The organism is Streptococcus oralis (genome assembly GCF_023611505.1).
In the GTDB taxonomy this organism is placed as follows: Bacteria; Bacillota; Bacilli; order Lactobacillales; family Streptococcaceae; genus Streptococcus; species Streptococcus oralis_CT.
Genome location: NZ_CP097843.1, coordinates 1,541,542 through 1,559,783, shown reverse-complemented (window position 1 = coordinate 1,559,783; position 18,242 = coordinate 1,541,542). Strand labels below are relative to the sequence as shown.

The following is an 18,242-nucleotide window of genomic DNA, read 5'->3' as shown; positions in this document are numbered from 1 at the left end:
ATGACTAGCAACATAAAGTTGCTGTCATTTGACGGTAACCGCTATGGCGGTCTACCTAAACGCTTCACTAGTAAAAATCCACGAATATTATCGATTCGTGGATTTTTCCGTCGTAATGGTAAGGAATCGAACTACCTAACTGCCTCACTAACTGAGTTTTACAAATCGATTCCATTTGTAAAACTCAGTGTCGTAGCTCAGTAAATTTATTTGAATGTGTAACAATCTAAATAAGTAACGCCAAGTTTCTATGGAACTTGGCTAGGCGCTTCACTAGGCAAAAGATTTTTCTAATTACTCTCTAAATTCTGTATGGATAAATAAGGTGGGTTAGACTAATTTCTGTGCAGTAAAGATAATTGGAGTTAAGGGAAAACAAGAACCTCAGAGGAATTCTCTGAGGTTCTTTGCGTTTTAGTTTCCATATTTTTGGTAAAAATCGACCTTGACCTGGATGAAGGTTTCGGCTTCGCGTAGTAGTTGCAGGAGGGTGGCACGGGTTTCAAACTCCTCACGTGTTTTAGGGAGACTTCGATTGCGGAAGACTTGCAGATAGCGTTCGATGTCATCAAGTAGGTCATGAGCAGGATTGGACTGACTTAGCTGGGCAGCGATCTTGGAAAAGAGCTGGGCCAAAATCAAACTCTCACTTGCGGCCAGATGACAGGTATTAATCTGCTGGGCCATATTTCGCAGGATACGACTTTGTCGCTGTCTCATCTCAAAGTAGTGGATATGGTAGTCCGTCTGGTGAAAGAGATGGTCCGAGTGATCCAGGTAGACCAGTTTGAGAGCTTCATCGAGGAGCTTGTCTAATTGGTCAACGAGTTGAGCTTGATTGCGTCCGTCTCCTCTTGACAGATAGTATTTAAAGCGAAGCAGGATGTCTTTTAACTTTTCTTCGACCTGAAGGTGATAACTTTGGATGGCTTTCTCGCGAGAGGGCATGTAAAGATTGACCAATAGGGCAAAGCTTGTCCCGATGAGAAAGAGGAGCACTTCATTGAGCAAGAGAGCTGGAGAAGTAGACTCCTGTACCAAGAGATGACCAACCAAGACACTGCTAGGTGTGATGCCGATTTCCCAGCCCATTTTGTAAGCAAGAGGGACATAGAGAGCCAGATAGAGGCCTAGGCTCCAGATGTGAAAGCCCGTCAGCTGAAAGGCTAGAACACCGATAGCGAGCGCTAGGATCATGGAAAAGAGGCGGTTTCGAGCTAACTTTAGCGTGCTTCTGCGCGTGTCGGAGAGGCTTAATAGGGCGATAATTCCAGCTGAGACTGCTGATGATAAATCTAAAAAATAAGCGAGAAAACAAGCGAGACAGGTCGCTAAGATCAGTTTTGTCGTACGTTGAGTGAGGGACATGAAAATTTCCTAAACGAATAGAGTCAAGTATTTAATGAGAAATCAGAGACTAGGGGCGAAGTTTTCGGTTTGTAGCATACTCAGCAACTGCTGTAAAGAGGACATCTGTTGAAGAGTTCAGAGCTGTTTCGCAGGAGTCTTGAACGACCCCGATCACAAATCCGACTCCGACAACTTGCATAGCCAAGTCGTTGGAAATCCCAAAGAGGCTACAAGCCACTGGGATGAGGAGAAGCGATCCCCCAGCAATTCCAGATGCCCCGCAGGCAGAAATGGCAGCCACTACACTGAGCACAAATGCTGTCCCAAAGTCTACCGAGATTCCGAGTGTGTTGACGGCAGCTAGGGTCAGGATGTTAATGGTAACAGCAGCGCCAGCCATATTGATGGTCGAACCAAGCGGGATGGAGACAGAGTAGGTGTCAGGATTCAGTCCCAAGTCTTGGCAGAGTTTCATATTGACTGGGATATTGGCAGCAGAGCTACGAGTGAAAAAGGCTGTAATACCACTGACACGTAGGCATTTCAAAACAAGGGGATAGGGATTTTTCCTTATAAAGAGAAAGGCGATGAGTGGGTTGACGATGAGAGCTACAAAGGCCATGGTAGCAATCAAGAGTCCTAGGAGGACACCGTAGTTAGCCAGACTGGCAATGCCCTTGTCAGAGATGGTCTTAAACACCAAACCTAAAATCCCAAAGGGTGCCAGATTGATAATCCATTCCACGATTTTAGAGGTGACATCCGCCATGGTTTTCAGTAATTCTTTGCTGTGTTTACTTGCCTCTCTCATAGCCAAGCCAAAGACGACTGCCCAAGAGAGAATCCCGATATAGTTGGCTTCAACTATGGCATTCAAGGGATTGTCCACCAGTTTGAGCAAGAGGTTGCTGAGGACTTGACCGATACCATCAGGAGCAGCAACTTCTGTATTTGCACTGGTCAGGGTGATTTGCACAGGCAGTAAGAAACTAGCTAGAACGGCTACCAATGCAGCAGCAAAGGTTCCGAGCAAGTATAGGAAAATAACCATCTTCATATTGGTGTTTTGCCCCTTTTGGTGCTGGGAAAGGGCATTGGCAACAAGGGAAAAAACTAGAATAGGAGCGATGGCTTTCAGTCCGCCTACAAAGAGATCTCCAAGCAGACCAATTCCTGTAAGGTTTGGAAAGAGCATCCCCAATGTCGCTCCCAAAATCATTCCAATAAGGATTCGTTTGATGAGGCTTGCCTTGGTCCAGGCTCTAATGATTCGTTTCATAGCAGTCTCCTTCAAAATGTATTGTTTATAATTATAGTATAAATATTCTATAGAGGCAAGTGATATTTTGAAAACGGAGATGATAATTGAATAATTATGAAAGAAAAGAGAAGGACGATTTTATGGTATAATAGGAAAAAGGAGTTTTATATGCAAGATTTTTTTCAACGTTATTTTGATAAACTTGATTTAACAACCATCTTAGAGAATCTCTTAACCAAGGTGATTTCTCTTTTGATTTTGTTTCTGCTATTTTATATAGCTAAAAAGATGCTTCACGCGACTGTACGAAAGATTGTCAAGCCCTCGCTTAAATTTTCAAATCGGGATGCAGGCAGACAAAAAACCATCTCCCGTTTGCTGGAGAATGTTTTTAACTACATTCTTTATTTCTTTTTGATCTATTGCATCCTGTCTATTTTAGGCTTGCCGGTTTCTAGTTTGCTTGCCGGTGCGGGGATTGCTGGTGTAGCCATTGGGATGGGGGCGCAAGGTTTTCTATCCGATGTCATTAATGGCTTCTTCATCCTCTTTGAACGCCAGCTCGATGTGGGCGATGAAGTGGTCCTCACAAACGGACCGATTACCGTTTCTGGAAAGGTCGTTAGTGTAGGAATCCGTACAACACAACTGCGAGGTGACGATCAAGCCCTTCACTTTGTTCCTAACCGCAATATTACCGTTGTTAGTAATTTATCCCGTACTGAATAGTCCGACTTTTTTAGCAGATTTGTGGTACAATAGAAGGAGTTTGGTAAAGGAGAGAGTATGCTATTTGTAGAGAAAAAATTAGGTCACGATCGTACTTGGATAGACCTTGATGTGGATAAGATTAAAAATATGGAAGATCTTTCTGACATCTATGGATTGGACAAGGAAACCATCGAGTATGCTCTGGATAGAAATGAACGAGCCCACATGGATTATAACCGTGAAACGGAGACGGTAACCTTTATTTATAATGTTCTTGATTTAGAAAAAGACAAAGAATATTATGAAGCGATTCCGATGACCTTTATCGTTGAAAAACAACGGCTGATTACTATCAGCAATCACAAGAATACTTATGTGATTAAACGCATGGCAACCTACCTTGAAAGCCATGAAATTATTTCAATCTACAAATTTCTTTTTGCCAGTTTAGAGATTATTAGCAATGCTTACTATCCAGTTATTGAAGAGATGGATAAAAGTAAGGATGAAATCAGTGCACTTCTTCGTCAAAAAACAACTAAAAAAAATCTTTTTGCCCTCTCTGACTTGGAAACTGGTATGGTTTACCTGACAGCTGCTGCTAAACAAAATCGTCTCCTCTTGGAACACATTCAAGGGCATGCACTTTATCGCAATCTTAATGAGGTGGAAAGAGAGCAGTTTGACGATGCTATGATTGAAGCCCATCAGTTGGTTTCAATGACAGATTTGATATCTCAAGTCTTGCAACAACTCTCAGCCTCTTACAATAACATCCTAAATAATAATCTGAATGATAATTTGACAACTTTGACAATTATCTCAGTCTTGCTAGCTATCCTTGCGGTTATTACAGGATTTTTCGGAATGAATGTTCCCTTACCGTTTACAGATGAACCAAATGCTTGGATTTATATTTTGATAGCTAGTCTCATTTTATGGGCAGTCTTAGCTCAATGTTTAAAGAAAATTGCTAGAAATTAAAAAAAGGAGCCAGAATGGCGATTGAAAACTATATGCCAGATTTTGCTGTGGAAGCAGTCTATGATCTGACAGTCCCAAGCCTGCAGGCGCAGGGAATCAAGGCTGTTTTGGTCGATTTGGACAACACCCTCATTGCTTGGAACAACCCTGATGGGACGCCAGAGATGAAGCAATGGCTACATGACCTTCGGGACGCGGGCATTCGCATCATCGTAGTCTCAAATAATACCAAAAAACGGGTTCAACGTGCAGTTGAGAAATTTGGGATTGATTACGTTTATTGGGCCTTGAAGCCTTTCACATTTGGGATTGACCGTGCCATGAAGGAATTTCACTATGAGAAAAATGAAGTGGTCATGGTCGGCGACCAACTTATGACAGATATACGAGCAGCGCATCGTGCAGGTATTCGCTCAATTTTGGTCAAACCCTTGGTCCAACATGACTCTATCAAAACGCAAATCAACCGGGCTCGCGAGCGCCGTGTCATGAAGCAAATTACTGAAAAGTACGGACCGATTACATATAAAAAAGGAATTTAACTATGGAAGAAATTCTCTGTATTGGTTGTGGAGCAACCATTCAGACGACAGACAAGGCTGGTCTTGGATTTACTCCCCAGTCGGCACTCGAAAAAGGTTTGGAGACAGGCGAAGTCTATTGCCAACGCTGTTTCCGTCTCCGCCATTACAATGAAATCACAGATGTCCAGTTGACGGACGATGATTTCCTCAAACTCTTGCATGAGGTGGGAGATAGCGATGCCTTGGTGGTCAATGTCATTGATATCTTTGACTTTAATGGCTCTGTCATCCCAGGCTTGCCACGCTTTGTATCGGGCAATGATGTCCTCTTGGTTGGAAATAAAAACGATATCCTGCCCAAGTCTGTTAAACCGGGCAAGATTAGCCAATGGCTCATGGAGCGTGCCCACGAAGAAGGTCTTCGCCCTGTGGATGTCGTCCTGACTTCAGCACAGAATAAGCACGCTATCAAGGAAGTCATTGACAAGATTGAGCATTATCGTAAGGGACGCGATGTCTATGTGGTCGGTGTGACTAACGTTGGAAAATCAACTCTTATCAATGCCATTATCCAAGAAATCACGGGTGACCAAAATGTCATCACGACTTCGCGTTTTCCGGGGACAACCTTGGATAAGATTGAGATTCCGCTTGACGACGGATCTTATATCTACGATACGCCAGGGATTATCCACCGCCACCAGATGGCCCACTACTTGACGGCTAAAAACCTCAAGTATGTCAGCCCTAAAAAGGAAATCAAGCCCAAAACCTACCAGCTTAACCCTGAACAAACTCTGTTTCTAGGTGGTCTTGGACGCTTTGACTTTATATCAGGAGAAAAGCAAGGATTTACTGCCTTCTTTGACAATGAACTCAAACTCCATCGTACCAAGCTTGAAGGTGCTAGTGCCTTCTACGACAAGCACCTGGGAACCCTTCTCACACCACCAAATAGCAAGGAAAAAGAAGATTTTCCAAAACTAGTCCAGCATGTATTTACTATCAAGGACAAGACTGACTTAGTCATCTCAGGACTCGGCTGGATCCGCGTATCAGGCACGGCCAAAGTCGCCGTCTGGGCACCAGAAGGCGTCGCAGTCGTCACACGAAAAGCCATTATTTAAACACAGAAAGGAAAGAGTTGTCTGGATTAGGGCGAGCTCTGCGAGCCCATAACGAATACTTTTCGCCGTGGTGTCAGTTGGTACAAGGAGTTGTACCAACTGCGGAAAATTTGAGACCTTAGGCTCAAATTTTAGTCATGAAAGTCCAAAGGACTTTGCTGACGTCCGCCACCACCTTAGAAAAGTATAAAAAGAAACTCTTTTAAAGAAATTATGTCATTAACATCAAAACAACGTGCCTTCCTCAACAGCCAGGCACACACCCTCAAACCCATCATCCAAATCGGGAAAAATGGACTTAACGACCAAATCAAAACCAGCGTCCGTCAGGCTCTTGACGCCCGTGAATTGATTAAAGTTACGCTCTTGCAAAACACAGATGAAAACATCCACGAAGTAGCTGAAATCTTGGAAGAAGAAATCGGTGTGGATACAGTCCAAAAAATCGGACGCATCTTGATTTTGTATAAACAATCCAGCAAGAAAGAAAATCGCAAGATTTCTAAAAAAGTCAAAGAAATCTAAAACCCTACTCCAAACAACTGTTTTTACAGAGAATTAAAGGAAGACGAGCCTATGGCAATCGAATTATTGACTCCCTTTACCAAGGTAGAGTTGGAGCCAGAAATCAAGGAGAAAAAACGCAAACAAGTCGGGATTTTAGGGGGAAATTTTAACCCTGTTCACAATGCCCATCTTGTTGTGGCGGACCAAGTACGACAACAGTTAGGACTGGACCAGGTCCTGCTTATGCCCGAATACCAACCACCTCATGTGGATAAAAAGGAAACCATCCCTGAACACCACCGTCTCAAGATGCTTGAGTTGGCGATAGAGGGAATTGAAGGCCTCGCCATTGAAACCATTGAGTTAGAGCGCAAGGGCATTTCCTACACCTATGACACCATGAAAATCTTGACCGAGCAACATCCAGACACGGATTATTACTTCATTATCGGGGCGGATATGGTGGACTATCTGCCTAAATGGTACCGAATTGATGAGCTGGTCGACATGGTTCAGTTTGTTGGAGTTCAGCGCCCACGCTACAAGGCAGGGACTTCCTATCCAGTTATCTGGGTGGATGTGCCTCTCATGGACATCTCGTCCAGCATGGTCCGTGACTTTATTGCCCAAGGTCGAAAACCTAACTTTCTGCTACCTCAGCCAGTGCTAGACTACATCGAGAAGGAGGGGCTCTACTGATGGCATACCAAGACTATATCAACTGTTCCCGTGAGGCTTTGTTGGAAAAAATGGCAGAGCTTCTGCCTGAAAAACGGTTAACCCATTGTTTAGGAGTGGAGCGTGCGGCCATAGAACTGGCTCATCGTTTTGCTGTAGATAGTGAGAAAGCAGGCCTAGCAGGCCTTCTCCACGACTATGCTAAAAAGTTGTCAGATCAGGAATTTCTAGACTTGATTGACCGTTATCAGCTAGACCCTGACCTCAAAAACTGGGGCAATAATGTCTGGCATGGGATGGTTGGCATATACAAGATTCAGGAGGACTTGGATTTGCATGATTCTGAAATCCTGCGAGCTATTGAAATCCATACAGTCGGTGCTGGTCAGATGACAGACCTAGATAAGGTTGTCTACGTCGCAGATTATATCGAGCACAATCGTGCCTTTCCAGGCGTGGACCAGGCGCGTGAAATTGCTGAGCTATCGCTCAATAAGGCAGTGGCCTACGAAACAGCTCGTACCGTGGAGCATTTAGCTCATCAGGGATTCCCCATCTATCCCCAAACCCTTGAAACCTATAACGCCTTTGTGCACTATTTGAAAGAGGACTAAATGAACGAAAAAGAATTACTAGAACTAGTCGTGAAAGCGGCTGATGAGAAACGTGCGGAGGATATCCTCGCACTTGATGTACAAGATTTGACCAGCGTGACGGACTACTTTGTCATCACGAGCTCAATGAATAGCCGCCAGTTGGACGCTATCGCTGATAATATTCGTGAAAAAGTAGCTGAAGCAGGCTTTAAAGGTAGCCATGTAGAAGGTGATGCATCTGGAGGCTGGGTCTTACTAGACCTCGGTGGTGTCGTTGTGCATATTTTCTCAGAAGAAATGCGTGCCCACTATAACCTAGAAAAATTATGGCATGAGGCAGAGTCAGTAGATTTATCTGAAGCTTTGGCGTAGAAGATGACTTGAACTTCGGATGGAAATTACTTTGAAATTCGACAATGTATTGAGATTATTCTTATTTTGAGTAAGAAGTGAGAGATTGCCGAGACTTTCCGTTGTGATAAAAGTTCTTGAAATATTAATGTTTCAAGAACTCGGGAGTTTTGAGATCTTAGGCTCAAAACTAAGTCTTGGAACTTCGAAGAAGGTCGCAGACGTCCGAAATCACCTAAGGAAAGTCTTAAAAAGACTTTGTCTTTAATCGAACTCAGTTGCAGTCAACTGGGTTTTATTTGCTTATTTTAGAAAAAATGGATAGAAAGGTAAAGGGCGTCGTGTTTTGTTCATCTCGAAACTGAACACGAGCTAAAAGCTGCGAGAAAAAGATAAACTTACTTTGTATCTGACGATACAGCAGAAAGTTTCCTATTTTCTCCTTGCTTTTAACGCTCTTTGTATCTTAATTATGGCTACTTATGAAACCTTTGCGGCGGTCTATGATGCGGTCATGGATGATAGTTTATACGATAAATGGACGGATTTTTCGCTACGTCATTTGCCTAAGACCAAGGAGAGAAAGAAGCTTTTGGAATTGGCTTGTGGAACAGGTATCCAGTCTGTTCGCTTTTCTCAGGCTGGCTTTGATGTGACAGGACTTGACTTGAGCGCGGGTATGCTGAAGATTGCGGAGAAAAGAGCTACTTCAGCCAAGCAAAAGATTGATTTTATTGAAGGCAATATGCTGGATTTATCTAAGGCTGGTAAATATGATTTTGTGACTTGCTACTCGGACTCTATCTGCTACATGCAGGATGAGGTAGAGGTAGGAGACGTCTTTAAGGAAGTATACAATGCCCTCAATGAAGACGGAGTATTCATCTTTGATGTGCATTCGATCTACCAGACAGATGAAGTATTCCCAGGCTATTCCTACCATGAAAATGCGGAAGATTTTGCTATGCTTTGGGACACCTATGAGGACGAAGCTCCTCACTCCATCGTGCATGAGTTGACCTTCTTTGTCAAGGAAGTGGACGGTTCCTTTAGTCGCCACGATGAAGTGCATGAGGAGCGGACCTATGAGGTCTTGACCTATGATATCTTGCTGGAACAGGCTGGTTTCAAGTTCTTCAAACTCTATGCGGACTTTGAGGATAAGGAGCCGACAGAGACAAGTACCCGTTGGTTTTTTGTAGCGCAGAAGTAGGAGATTTCTATGACCATCACAGGTATTATCGCGGAGTTCAATCCTTTTCATAATGGGCACAAATACTTGCTTGAGCAGGCGAAGGGACTGAAAATCGTTGCCATGTCTGGGAATTTCATGCAGCGTGGAGAGCCTGCTATCGTGGATAAGTGGACTCGGGCTCAGATGGCGCTTGAAAATGGAGCGGATCTGGTAGTGGAATTGCCCTTTTTAGTCAGTGTTCAGGCGGCAGATTTCTTCGGTCAAGGGGCTGTGGATATCTTGGCGCGGTTAGGTATTGATAGCCTAGCTTTCGGGACAGAGGAAGTTCTGGATTATCAGAAAATTGCTGACTTATACACAGAGCGAGGTACTGAGATGGAGAAATTTGTGGAAAATCTGCCTGATTCACTATCTTATCCCCAGAAAACCCAGGCCATGTGGCAGGAATTTGCTGGTCTTGATTTTTCAGGCCATACCCCCAATCATGTTCTGGCTTTGGCCTATGCCAAGGCGGTTGCAGGACGAAACATCAAGCTTCAGCCGATTCAGCGTCAGGGAGCGGGTTACCATTCTGTGGATAAGGATGTGGACTTTGCCTCGGCAACAGCTCTCCGTCAGCATCAATCAGACCAAGATTTCTTAGAACGCTTTATGCCTTCCGTTGCCCTCTTTGAGCAGGCCCGTAAGGTGAGTTGGGACGACTATTTTCCCTTGCTCTGCTATCAAATTTTGTCAAATCCAGACCTGACGACCATCTATCAGGTCAATCAAGAAATGGCTGTGCGCATCAAGGAAGCTATCAAAACAGCCCAGTCTGTTGACGAATTGGTCGAGGCAGTTGCGACAAAGCGCTATACCAAGGCGCGTGTCAGACGCCTCTTGACTTATATTTTGGTGCAGGCCAGAGAAAGCGACTTGCCAGAAGCTATCCATGTTCTTGGCTTTACTGAAAAAGGCAGACAACACCTCAAATCTCTGAAAGAGCAGGTCCATCTCGTCAGCCGAATTGGCAAAGAGCCTTGGGATGCCATGACCCAAAAAGCAGATCAGATTTACCAACTAGGACAGCCAAGCATCGCGGAGCAGAATTTCGGTAGAGTGCCCATTAGAATAGAATCAAACTAAGTCTAGTGAAAGGTAGGCTTTTTTAGAAGATTTTCGAATAAATAGATAGAAAAGAAGAATCTTGTACAAGTTCCTGACAATTTCTTTCTTTTTGTGTATAATAGTGGAAAAGAGGTAAAATGAGGTATGGTTATGGAAGCAGTTCTTTACTCAACATTCCGAAATCATTTAAAAGACTACATGAAAAAAGTAAACGATGAATTTGAGCCTTTGACGGTGGTCAATAAAAATCCAGATGAGGATATTGTAGTCCTTTCAAAGAGCGAGTGGGATAGTATTCAGGAAACCCTGAGAATCGCTCAAAATAAGGAACTTTCTGACAAGGTCTTGCGAGGAATGGCTCAAGTTCGTGCTGGAAGCACTCAGGTGCATGTGATTGAGGAGTAATGGATGCTGCTCAAGTTTACAGAAGATGCCTGGGCGGATTATTGCTATTGGCAAAACCAAGATAAGAAAACATTAAAAAGAATCAATAAATTAATCAAGGATATTCAACGCGATCCTTTTGTAGGAATGGGGAAACCAGAACCACTCAAGTATGACTACCAAGGAGCTTGGTCGCGGCGCATTGATGCAGAAAATCGCTTGATTTATATGATGGATGGGGATAACATCGCTTTCTTGTCCTTTAAGGATCATTATTAAGTCTACTGTGAGGTGGACTTTTTTATTTTAGAAATTTTAGCTAGCAAATTGGAGATAAAGTCTTTGGAAAATGATAGACTTCCTAAGTTAAAAAATCAGTGAAAAATTTTAGTATAATAACTAGATTCTTGTCCCTTGAATCCGCTTAATAACTCTTATTTTGTGGTATAATCATGATAATATAGATTAAAAGGGGTATATATGAAAAATATAAAAACGAGGATTCTTAATTTTTTTCTGAATTTTAAACGGCTACTGAAATATCCATTTCAAAGACCATCATGGAGTAGTAATGTTAGAATTGTCGAGTGGTACAAAATATTTATAGCCAGTATATGGGTACTGTATCTTGCACTTGAGATTGAACAATTTAAACGCTTTGCTTTACCTATCTATAAATTTTTATCTAATTATAATTTTTTTAAAGATATTATTTCAATTTTGTATGAGAATCGTGTAATAATATTGTTAGCACTGACTATACCAACAATACTGTTCTGGTTTTTAGACATAATTTTTAAAAAAGTTAGTTATAAGAAACTGGACCCAGAGCTATTTCCGGAATATGACTTGGATGACTATCCTTATCAAACTCATCTGGTGGAGTTTTTAAATAGTCCGGCCTCTATTCATAATGTCTTCTGGTTGGATGGTTCTTGGGGAAGTGGGAAAACATTTTTTATAAAGACGTTTTTTGAAAATCAAATTTATAAAAAGAAAGAAATCTACTATATTTCCTGCTTTGGGATAAAAACAAGAGAGCAAGCCGAGAAAATATTGATCAATGAAATAGAAAAACAATCCATACTCGGAAATTTGGACTTTATTCCACTTGTTGGAGGAGTTTTTAAATGGTTCTTTAAAACAGTTGGAACGGATTTGATGAAGCGAGATTCTATCATTATTTTTGATGATTTTGAACGGGTTTCATATGTAGCAAAATCAGATAACCCTTCAGATTACAATGATTTATTGGGTTATATTGACTATCTTTCTGAGAATAAAAGATTTAAAATTATTGTAATTTTAAATAGTGAGGAAATTGGGTCAGCAAAGGAGATTATTGATAATAAATTTAAGTTAAATCATAATAGAATGGAACCTACAGAGGAAGTCATAGATAACATTTTGAAAAAGAGTAAATTGAGAGATGATGACCTTGGGAAAATTCTATCATTAATTTTTAAAATTTATTATGTGGATGTAGACGAAAGAGTCGTAGAAGATAAAAATAAAGATTCAAAAGTTAAAAAACCAAGTTTAAGAGAGTTCCAGAAATCATTAGAAGAACTTTCAAATATAATTGAGAGTGATTATACAACGAATAGGCTTCTACCATATTTTGGTAGAAAGATATCAAATTACATCGTTGATTGCATGAATGGACGCATGGGAACTGATAGTATTCTAGTATTATTTTTTGAATTTTTTAATGGCATTTATGAAGTAGACGAGTATGAGCAGTTCTATGAGTTAGACTCATATTTTCATTTTGAAATGTTAGAGAAGTTTGTAGTTTTAAGTTCTTTGGGTTCTTTACCTACTTCAGAGGAGGATATGTATTTTGATTACCCCCAAGAACCTATATATTATTTCCAATTGTTATCGTGTCTATGGGAAGTCAAACTAAGGAATCTATTTATCTCAAAAACAGGACACAAAGTGTATTATGATGCTCATGACATACTCTGTGGCCGAACAAAGGGCTGTTTAGTTGAAATTTATTATGATATTTTAAATGATAGAATAAAAAATAATTATCAAGTGATTAACATAGATGAATTGAAAGACGCGAAATGTCAGAACTTTATAAAAAAATGCTTACCTTTAGAATCAAAAGGGCAAATTACAATTAATCATATTCCACTAGATAATTTAATACAATAGAGCTTAGAAGTAGATGACTCTTTGTCTAAAATTCACACAAAACTCTTCAATTTGGGTTTGTGAAAATCGGTTTTTTATGATAGAATATTAAGGAATGTATGTCATTCGATAAACAAATTTAATGAGGTAAAAACATGGAAATCATGACACTTGCGATTGCTGTTTTTGCCGTCATCATTGGTTTAGTCATTGGATATGTCAGCATCTCAGCTAAGATGAAATCATCTCAAGAAGCTGCAGAGTTGATGCTTCTAAATGCTGAACAAGAAGCAACTAATTTACGAGGACAAGCTGAGCGCGAAGCGGATTTATTGCTAAATGAAGCCAAGAGCGAAAGCAAGTCTCTTAAAAAAGAAGCACTATTGGAGGCCAAAGAGGAAGCCAGAAAATACCGTGAAGAAGTGGACGCTGAATTTAAGTCAGAACGTCAGGAGCTCAAGCAAATTGAAAGTCGTTTGACGGAGAGAGCTACGAGCCTTGACCGTAAAGACGACAATTTGACGAACAAAGAAAAAACACTTGAACAAAAAGAACAAAGTATTTCTGATAGAGCAAAAAACCTTGATGCACGTGAAGAGCAATTAGAGGAAGTCGAAAGACAAAAAGAAGCTGAACTGGAACGTATCGGCTCTCTTTCCCAAACTGAGGCTCGAGATATTATCTTGGCTCAGACAGAGGAAAACTTGACCAAGGAAATTGCTAGCCGCATTCGTGAGGCAGAGCAAGAAGTGAAGGAACGTTCAGACAAGATTGCGAAAGATATCTTGGTTCAGGCTATGCAGCGTATCGCTGGTGACTATGTAGCAGAGTCAACAAACTCGACAGTTCACCTACCAGACGATACCATGAAGGGACGCATTATCGGACGCGAAGGGCGAAACATTCGTACCTTTGAAAGTTTGACAGGGGTTGATGTGATTATCGACGATACACCAGAAGTGGTAACCTTGTCAGGATTTGATCCGATTCGTCGTGAAATTGCTCGTATGACCATGGAAATGTTGCTCAAGGATGGCCGCATCCACCCAGCTCGTATCGAGGAGTTGGTGGAGAAAAACCGTCAGGAGATTGACAATAAAATCCGTGAATATGGGGAGGCTGCTGCCTATGAGATTGGTGCGCCAAACCTCCATCCAGACTTGATGAAGATCATGGGACGCTTGCAGTTCCGTACTTCATATGGACAAAATGTCTTGCGTCATTCGATTGAGGTTGCTAAGTTATCTGGTATCATCGCCAGTGAACTTGGTGAAAATGCAGCTCTTGCCCGTCGTGCTGGATTCCTTCACGACATCGGGAAAGCTATTGACCGCGAGGTTGAAGGTAGCCACGTTGAGATTGGTACAGAGTTGGCTCGTAAGTACAAGGAACACCCAGTTGTGGTGAATACCATTGCTAGCCACCACGGCGATGTCGAAGCCGAAAGCGTCATTGCAGTGATTGTTGCTGCAGCAGATGCCTTGAGTGCAGCGCGTCCAGGTGCTCGTAGCGAGTCTCTTGAAAACTATATCAAACGTCTCCACGATTTGGAAGAAATCGCCAATGGCTTTGAAGGAGTGCAAAATAGCTTTGCCCTTCAAGCAGGACGTGAAATTCGTATTATGGTTAATCCAGGACAAATCAAGGACGACAAAGTCACAATCTTGGCTCACAAAGTTCGTGAGAAAATTGAAAACAATCTCGATTACCCAGGAAACATCAAGGTAACCGTGATCCGCGAACTTCGTGCAGTAGATTATGCTAAATAAATAAGAAAGAGCAGTTGAAAAATTACTGCTTTTTTGTTACACTAGATAGAAAGACTGTAGAAGGATAACTGATGCTATCATCACTATCCGAGAGAATTTCACAGACTAACTAAAGGAGACATAATGGCAGACCGAGGCTTGCTAATCGTTTTTTCTGGTCCTTCAGGAGTTGGGAAAGGAACGGTTAGAAGAGAGATTTTTGAGAGTTCTGAGAATCAATTTCAATACTCTGTATCGATGACGACGCGTGCGCAACGTCCTGGTGAAGTGGACGGAGTGGACTATTTCTTCCGTACTCGTGAAGAGTTTGAAGAACTGATTCGTCAAGGTCAGATGTTGGAATATGCAGAATATGTCGGTAACTACTATGGAACTCCTCTGACCTATGTCAACGAAACTCTGGACAAGGGAATCGATGTCTTTCTTGAGATTGAAGTGCAGGGAGCCCTTCAGGTTAAGAAAAAGGTTCCAGATGCTGTTTTTATCTTTTTAACGCCACCAGATTTGGATGAATTGCAAGATCGTTTGGTAGGTCGTGGAACAGATAGTGCTGAAGTGATTGCCCAACGAATCGAAAAAGCCAAGGAAGAAATTGCCCTCATGCGTGAGTATGATTATGCCATTGTCAACGATCAGGTGCCCCTCGCTGCTAAACGTGTCAAGCGTGTGATCGAAGCAGAACACTTCCGTGTGGACCGTGTCATTGGTCACTACCAGGAGATGTTGCCAAAATCTCCAACTACTCGATAAACTATAGGAAACAGGTACAAGCAAATGATGTTAAAACCCTCTATTGATACCTTGCTTGACAAGGTACCATCTAAATATTCACTCGTAATTTTGGAAGCAAAGCGTGCCCACGAACTAGAAGCAGGCGCGCCAGCAACTCAAGAGTTTAAGTCTGAAAAATCAACTCTTCGCGCTTTGGAAGAAATCGAGTCTGGAAATGTAACCATTCACCCAGATCCAGAAGGAAAACGTGAAGCGGTTCGTCTCCGTATCGAAGAAGAAAAACGCCGCAAAGAAGAAGAAGAAAAGAAAATCAAAGAGCAAATCGCTAAAGAAAAAGAAGATGGTGAAAAAATTTAAGGTTGGGGGGACTCAATCTTATTTTTTCTATTGCAAGAATTTACTGACAAGAAGGAGGTGAGAAAATGGCTATCGCAAAGATTATCGTGGATGTTCCCCTGATGCAGACGGACCAGCCCTATAGTTATAAGGTCCCTGAAGAATTTGTAGAGATGCTGGAAGTCGGTATGCGGGTCCATGTCCCCTTCGGCAAGGGCAATCGTTTGATCCAAGGAATTGTGCTAGGTTTGGAGTCCCAGTCGGGAGAAGTAGCTGATCAGGACTTGAAGGAGATTGCAGAAGTGCTAGACTTTTCCCCCGTCTTGACTCAAGAGCAACTCTGGCTGGCTGAGGAGTTACGCAAGTCTGTCTTTTCTTACAAAATCTCCATTCTAAAAGCCATGTTGCCGGGATTTTTAAACTCTAGTTATGATAAGATTCTCTATCCTCTGGAAGGTCTGAGTCAGGCAGACAAAGAGCGTTTGTTTGGTTCAGAAGCTTCGCTAGCCTTTTCTTCTCTAGACTTTGCCAAACAGGCAGAAATGATGCGTTTGACTAGAAAAGGGCTACTCCGTTTAGAATACCAGGCAGTCGATCAAAAGAAGGTCAAGACCCAGTCTTGGTATGAGGTCCATGTTGACCAGTTAGAACGTATTGAGATTTCTGCGCGTGCTAAGAAAAAGGCAGAGCTGAGAGACTATTTGCTGTCTCATCCTGAGAGTGCTCCTCTGGCTAGTTTGTTAGAGTCCTACTCACGCGAGCAAGTCAACTTCTTTGTGGAGCAAGGAGCTCTAACTCTAGTCCAAAAGGAAGTGCAACGATCAGCGGCTTATTTTGAAGGCATTGAAGCAAGTACACCTTTGGAATTGAATCCAGAGCAAAGACAGGCGCGTGATGTTGTTGTCAGTGCTATTGGTAGTCAACAGCCTCCATTCCTCCTTCAAGGGATTACAGGAAGTGGGAAAACTGAGGTTTACTTACAGATCATCCAAGGAGCCTTGGACAAGGGTAAGACAGCCATTCTACTGGTACCTGAGATTTCTCTGACGTCACAAATGACGGAGCGTTTTATTGCTCGATTTGGTGAGAAAGTAGCCATCCTTCATTCAGGCCTGTCTAATGGTGAAAAGTACGACGAATGGCGCAAGGTTGAACGTGGCGATGCCCAAGTTGTTGTTGGTGCCAGATCAGCCATCTTTGCTCCACTGAAAAATCTGGGTGTCATGATTATCGATGAGGAACATGAAGCTAGCTATAAACAAGACAGTAATCCCCGTTATCATGCCAGAGAGGTCGCCATCTTACGGGCCCAGTACAATCAAGCAGCCCTAGTCCTTGGCTCAGCAACACCGAGCTTAGAAAGCCGTGCGCGGGCTGGAAAAGGCGTCTATCAACACTTACGTCTGACCCAACGGGCCAATCCTTTAGCCACTATTCCTGAGGTTCAAGTGATTGACTTTCGGGACTATATCGGGCAGAATGAGACGTCAAACTTTACGCCTCCTTTGCTAGAGGCCATTCAAAATCGCCTGGATAAAAAAGAGCAGGCAGTCCTCATGCTCAACCGTCGGGGTTATTCTAGCTTTGTTATGTGTCGGGAGTGTGGGACGGTAGATAGTTGCCCCAACTGCGATATTTCTCTGACTCTCCACATGGATACCAAGACCATGAACTGCCATTACTGTGGTTTTTCGAAGGGGATTCCTCATGTCTGTCCCAACTGTCAGAGTCGCAGTATTCGTTACTACGGGACGGGGACTCAGAAAGCCTATGATGAGCTAGCAGAGCTCTTTCCTCAGGCACGCATTCTGCGGATGGATGTGGATACGACCCGCAGGAAGGGCAGTCACCAAACTCTTCTTGACCAGTTTGGTCAAGGGCAAGCAGATATCTTGCTGGGAACTCAGATGATTGCCAAGGGCTTGGATTTTCCAAATGTGACCCTAGTCGGAGTCCTCAATGCGGATACGGCCTTGAATCTACCTGATTTTCGTTCTTCCGAGAGAACCTTCCAACTCTTAACTCAGGTGGCTGGTCGCGCAGGTCGTGCAGAAAAAGCTGGGCAGGTCTTGATCCAGTCTTACAATCCGGAACACTATGCCATTCGTTTTGCCAAGGACCAAGACTATGAAGGCTTTTACGCTTATGAAATGAGTATCAGACGCCAACTTGGCTACCCACCTTATTATTTCACCATTGGGATTACCCTCTCTCACAAGAAAGAAGAAGAGGTTGTCAAACGTGCCTATGAAGTCATGGGGATTTTGCGCTCAGGTTTATCGGAAACTAGTAAAATCCTTGGACCAACGCCAAAACCAATCGCCCGTACCCACAACCTTTATCATTACCAGATTTTGATTAAATACCGTTTAGAAGATGAGCTGGGACAGACTCTCAACCAGGTTTTGGCCTTGACTCAAGAACGGGACAATAGCGAGCTTCGTCTCAGTATTGACCATGAGCCGCAGCAATTTTTATAAGAAGG

Annotated in this window: 20 protein-coding genes; 18 read left to right on the top strand and 2 right to left on the bottom strand. The window is 42.6% G+C overall.

Going from position 1 to position 18,242, the window contains the following annotated elements:
- Positions 1–204 (top strand): hypothetical protein, encoded by a 204-nt coding sequence (locus M9H69_RS07970; RefSeq protein ID WP_250315327.1) that lies wholly within the window; start codon positions 1–3, stop codon positions 202–204.
- Between the two features lie 210 nt (positions 205–414).
- Here the strand turns inward: M9H69_RS07970 and M9H69_RS07965 are convergent, their stop codons facing one another.
- Positions 415–1,368 carry an aromatic acid exporter family protein gene (locus tag M9H69_RS07965; protein ID WP_084872583.1) on the bottom strand — a complete coding sequence of 318 codons (954 nt, stop codon included), beginning with the start codon at positions 1,366–1,368 and terminating at the stop codon, positions 415–417.
- Between the two features lie 49 nt (positions 1,369–1,417).
- Complete coding sequence (sstT, locus tag M9H69_RS07960; RefSeq protein ID WP_084872584.1) at positions 1,418–2,629, bottom strand: serine/threonine transporter SstT; 1,212 nt, start codon at positions 2,627–2,629, stop codon at positions 1,418–1,420.
- 150 nt (positions 2,630–2,779) lie between these two features.
- Here sstT and M9H69_RS07955 point away from each other — a divergent pair, with 150 nt between their 5' ends.
- The 17 genes from M9H69_RS07955 (at position 2,780) to M9H69_RS07875 (ending at position 18,237) form a co-directional block, all read left to right on the top strand.
- Positions 2,780–3,340, top strand: a complete 561-nt coding sequence (locus M9H69_RS07955) for a mechanosensitive ion channel family protein (protein ID WP_001150568.1) — start codon at positions 2,780–2,782, stop codon at positions 3,338–3,340.
- A gap of 57 nt (positions 3,341–3,397) precedes the next feature.
- Complete coding sequence (locus M9H69_RS07950; RefSeq protein ID WP_000899718.1) at positions 3,398–4,306, top strand: magnesium transporter CorA family protein; 909 nt, start codon at positions 3,398–3,400, stop codon at positions 4,304–4,306.
- 14 nt (positions 4,307–4,320) lie between these two features.
- Complete coding sequence (locus M9H69_RS07945) at positions 4,321–4,848, top strand: YqeG family HAD IIIA-type phosphatase (RefSeq protein WP_006153778.1); 528 nt, start codon at positions 4,321–4,323, stop codon at positions 4,846–4,848.
- 2 nt (positions 4,849–4,850) lie between these two features.
- Positions 4,851–5,957, top strand: coding sequence for a ribosome biogenesis GTPase YqeH (yqeH, locus tag M9H69_RS07940; RefSeq protein ID WP_250315326.1), 1,107 nt, complete (start codon positions 4,851–4,853; stop codon positions 5,955–5,957).
- 213 nt (positions 5,958–6,170) lie between these two features.
- Positions 6,171–6,482 carry a ribosome assembly RNA-binding protein YhbY gene (gene yhbY / locus M9H69_RS07935; protein WP_000060171.1) on the top strand — a complete coding sequence of 104 codons (312 nt, stop codon included), beginning with the start codon at positions 6,171–6,173 and terminating at the stop codon, positions 6,480–6,482.
- A 51-nt stretch (positions 6,483–6,533) separates the two neighbouring features.
- Positions 6,534–7,163, top strand: coding sequence for a nicotinate-nucleotide adenylyltransferase (locus tag M9H69_RS07930; protein ID WP_000963713.1), 630 nt, complete (start codon positions 6,534–6,536; stop codon positions 7,161–7,163).
- A complete protein-coding gene (gene yqeK, locus M9H69_RS07925) occupies positions 7,163–7,756 on the top strand; it encodes a bis(5'-nucleosyl)-tetraphosphatase (symmetrical) YqeK (protein WP_084852643.1) in 594 nt (197 codons plus the stop codon). The genes M9H69_RS07930 and yqeK overlap by 1 nt, the downstream gene beginning before the upstream one ends.
- Positions 7,757–8,110: a ribosome silencing factor gene (rsfS, locus tag M9H69_RS07920; RefSeq protein WP_250315325.1), complete on the top strand. Its 354-nt coding sequence runs from the start codon at positions 7,757–7,759 to the stop codon at positions 8,108–8,110.
- Between the two features lie 451 nt (positions 8,111–8,561).
- Positions 8,562–9,302, top strand: coding sequence for a class I SAM-dependent DNA methyltransferase (locus M9H69_RS07915; protein ID WP_109289829.1), 741 nt, complete (start codon positions 8,562–8,564; stop codon positions 9,300–9,302).
- Between the two features lie 9 nt (positions 9,303–9,311).
- Entirely contained in the window at positions 9,312–10,409 is a 1,098-nt protein-coding gene (locus M9H69_RS07910) for a nucleotidyltransferase (RefSeq protein WP_250315324.1), read from the top strand.
- A gap of 132 nt (positions 10,410–10,541) precedes the next feature.
- A complete protein-coding gene (locus M9H69_RS07905) occupies positions 10,542–10,796 on the top strand; it encodes a type II toxin-antitoxin system Phd/YefM family antitoxin (protein ID WP_000388572.1) in 255 nt (84 codons plus the stop codon).
- Between the two features lie 3 nt (positions 10,797–10,799).
- Positions 10,800–11,054, top strand: coding sequence for a Txe/YoeB family addiction module toxin (locus M9H69_RS07900; protein ID WP_095726222.1), 255 nt, complete (start codon positions 10,800–10,802; stop codon positions 11,052–11,054).
- Positions 11,055–11,255: 201 nt separating this feature from the next.
- A complete protein-coding gene (locus tag M9H69_RS07895; RefSeq protein ID WP_125421500.1) occupies positions 11,256–12,941 on the top strand; it encodes a P-loop NTPase fold protein in 1,686 nt (561 codons plus the stop codon).
- Positions 12,942–13,075: 134 nt separating this feature from the next.
- Positions 13,076–14,689: a ribonuclease Y gene (locus M9H69_RS07890; protein ID WP_000404958.1), complete on the top strand. Its 1,614-nt coding sequence runs from the start codon at positions 13,076–13,078 to the stop codon at positions 14,687–14,689.
- A 123-nt stretch (positions 14,690–14,812) separates the two neighbouring features.
- Positions 14,813–15,439 carry a guanylate kinase gene (gene gmk / locus M9H69_RS07885; RefSeq protein ID WP_000775043.1) on the top strand — a complete coding sequence of 209 codons (627 nt, stop codon included), beginning with the start codon at positions 14,813–14,815 and terminating at the stop codon, positions 15,437–15,439.
- A 24-nt stretch (positions 15,440–15,463) separates the two neighbouring features.
- Positions 15,464–15,778, top strand: a complete 315-nt coding sequence (gene rpoZ, locus M9H69_RS07880; RefSeq protein ID WP_002874282.1) for a DNA-directed RNA polymerase subunit omega — start codon at positions 15,464–15,466, stop codon at positions 15,776–15,778.
- A gap of 65 nt (positions 15,779–15,843) precedes the next feature.
- Positions 15,844–18,237: a primosomal protein N' gene (locus tag M9H69_RS07875; protein WP_250315323.1), complete on the top strand. Its 2,394-nt coding sequence runs from the start codon at positions 15,844–15,846 to the stop codon at positions 18,235–18,237.
- Positions 18,238–18,242 lie beyond the last annotated feature (5 nt).

Coding starts and splice junctions, on each gene's coding strand:
- M9H69_RS07970 (WP_250315327.1), top strand. CDS start 1: ATGACTAGCAACATAAAGTTGCTGTCATTTGACGGTAACCGCTATGGC.
- M9H69_RS07965 (WP_084872583.1), bottom strand. CDS start 1,368: ATGTCCCTCACTCAACGTACGACAAAACTGATCTTAGCGACCTGTCTC.
- sstT (WP_084872584.1), bottom strand. CDS start 2,629: ATGAAACGAATCATTAGAGCCTGGACCAAGGCAAGCCTCATCAAACGA.
- M9H69_RS07955 (WP_001150568.1), top strand. CDS start 2,780: ATGCAAGATTTTTTTCAACGTTATTTTGATAAACTTGATTTAACAACC.
- M9H69_RS07950 (WP_000899718.1), top strand. CDS start 3,398: ATGCTATTTGTAGAGAAAAAATTAGGTCACGATCGTACTTGGATAGAC.
- M9H69_RS07945 (WP_006153778.1), top strand. CDS start 4,321: ATGGCGATTGAAAACTATATGCCAGATTTTGCTGTGGAAGCAGTCTAT.
- yqeH (WP_250315326.1), top strand. CDS start 4,851: ATGGAAGAAATTCTCTGTATTGGTTGTGGAGCAACCATTCAGACGACA.
- yhbY (WP_000060171.1), top strand. CDS start 6,171: ATGTCATTAACATCAAAACAACGTGCCTTCCTCAACAGCCAGGCACAC.
- M9H69_RS07930 (WP_000963713.1), top strand. CDS start 6,534: ATGGCAATCGAATTATTGACTCCCTTTACCAAGGTAGAGTTGGAGCCA.
- yqeK (WP_084852643.1), top strand. CDS start 7,163: ATGGCATACCAAGACTATATCAACTGTTCCCGTGAGGCTTTGTTGGAA.
- rsfS (WP_250315325.1), top strand. CDS start 7,757: ATGAACGAAAAAGAATTACTAGAACTAGTCGTGAAAGCGGCTGATGAG.
- M9H69_RS07915 (WP_109289829.1), top strand. CDS start 8,562: ATGGCTACTTATGAAACCTTTGCGGCGGTCTATGATGCGGTCATGGAT.
- M9H69_RS07910 (WP_250315324.1), top strand. CDS start 9,312: ATGACCATCACAGGTATTATCGCGGAGTTCAATCCTTTTCATAATGGG.
- M9H69_RS07905 (WP_000388572.1), top strand. CDS start 10,542: ATGGAAGCAGTTCTTTACTCAACATTCCGAAATCATTTAAAAGACTAC.
- M9H69_RS07900 (WP_095726222.1), top strand. CDS start 10,800: ATGCTGCTCAAGTTTACAGAAGATGCCTGGGCGGATTATTGCTATTGG.
- M9H69_RS07895 (WP_125421500.1), top strand. CDS start 11,256: ATGAAAAATATAAAAACGAGGATTCTTAATTTTTTTCTGAATTTTAAA.
- M9H69_RS07890 (WP_000404958.1), top strand. CDS start 13,076: ATGGAAATCATGACACTTGCGATTGCTGTTTTTGCCGTCATCATTGGT.
- gmk (WP_000775043.1), top strand. CDS start 14,813: ATGGCAGACCGAGGCTTGCTAATCGTTTTTTCTGGTCCTTCAGGAGTT.
- rpoZ (WP_002874282.1), top strand. CDS start 15,464: ATGATGTTAAAACCCTCTATTGATACCTTGCTTGACAAGGTACCATCT.
- M9H69_RS07875 (WP_250315323.1), top strand. CDS start 15,844: ATGGCTATCGCAAAGATTATCGTGGATGTTCCCCTGATGCAGACGGAC.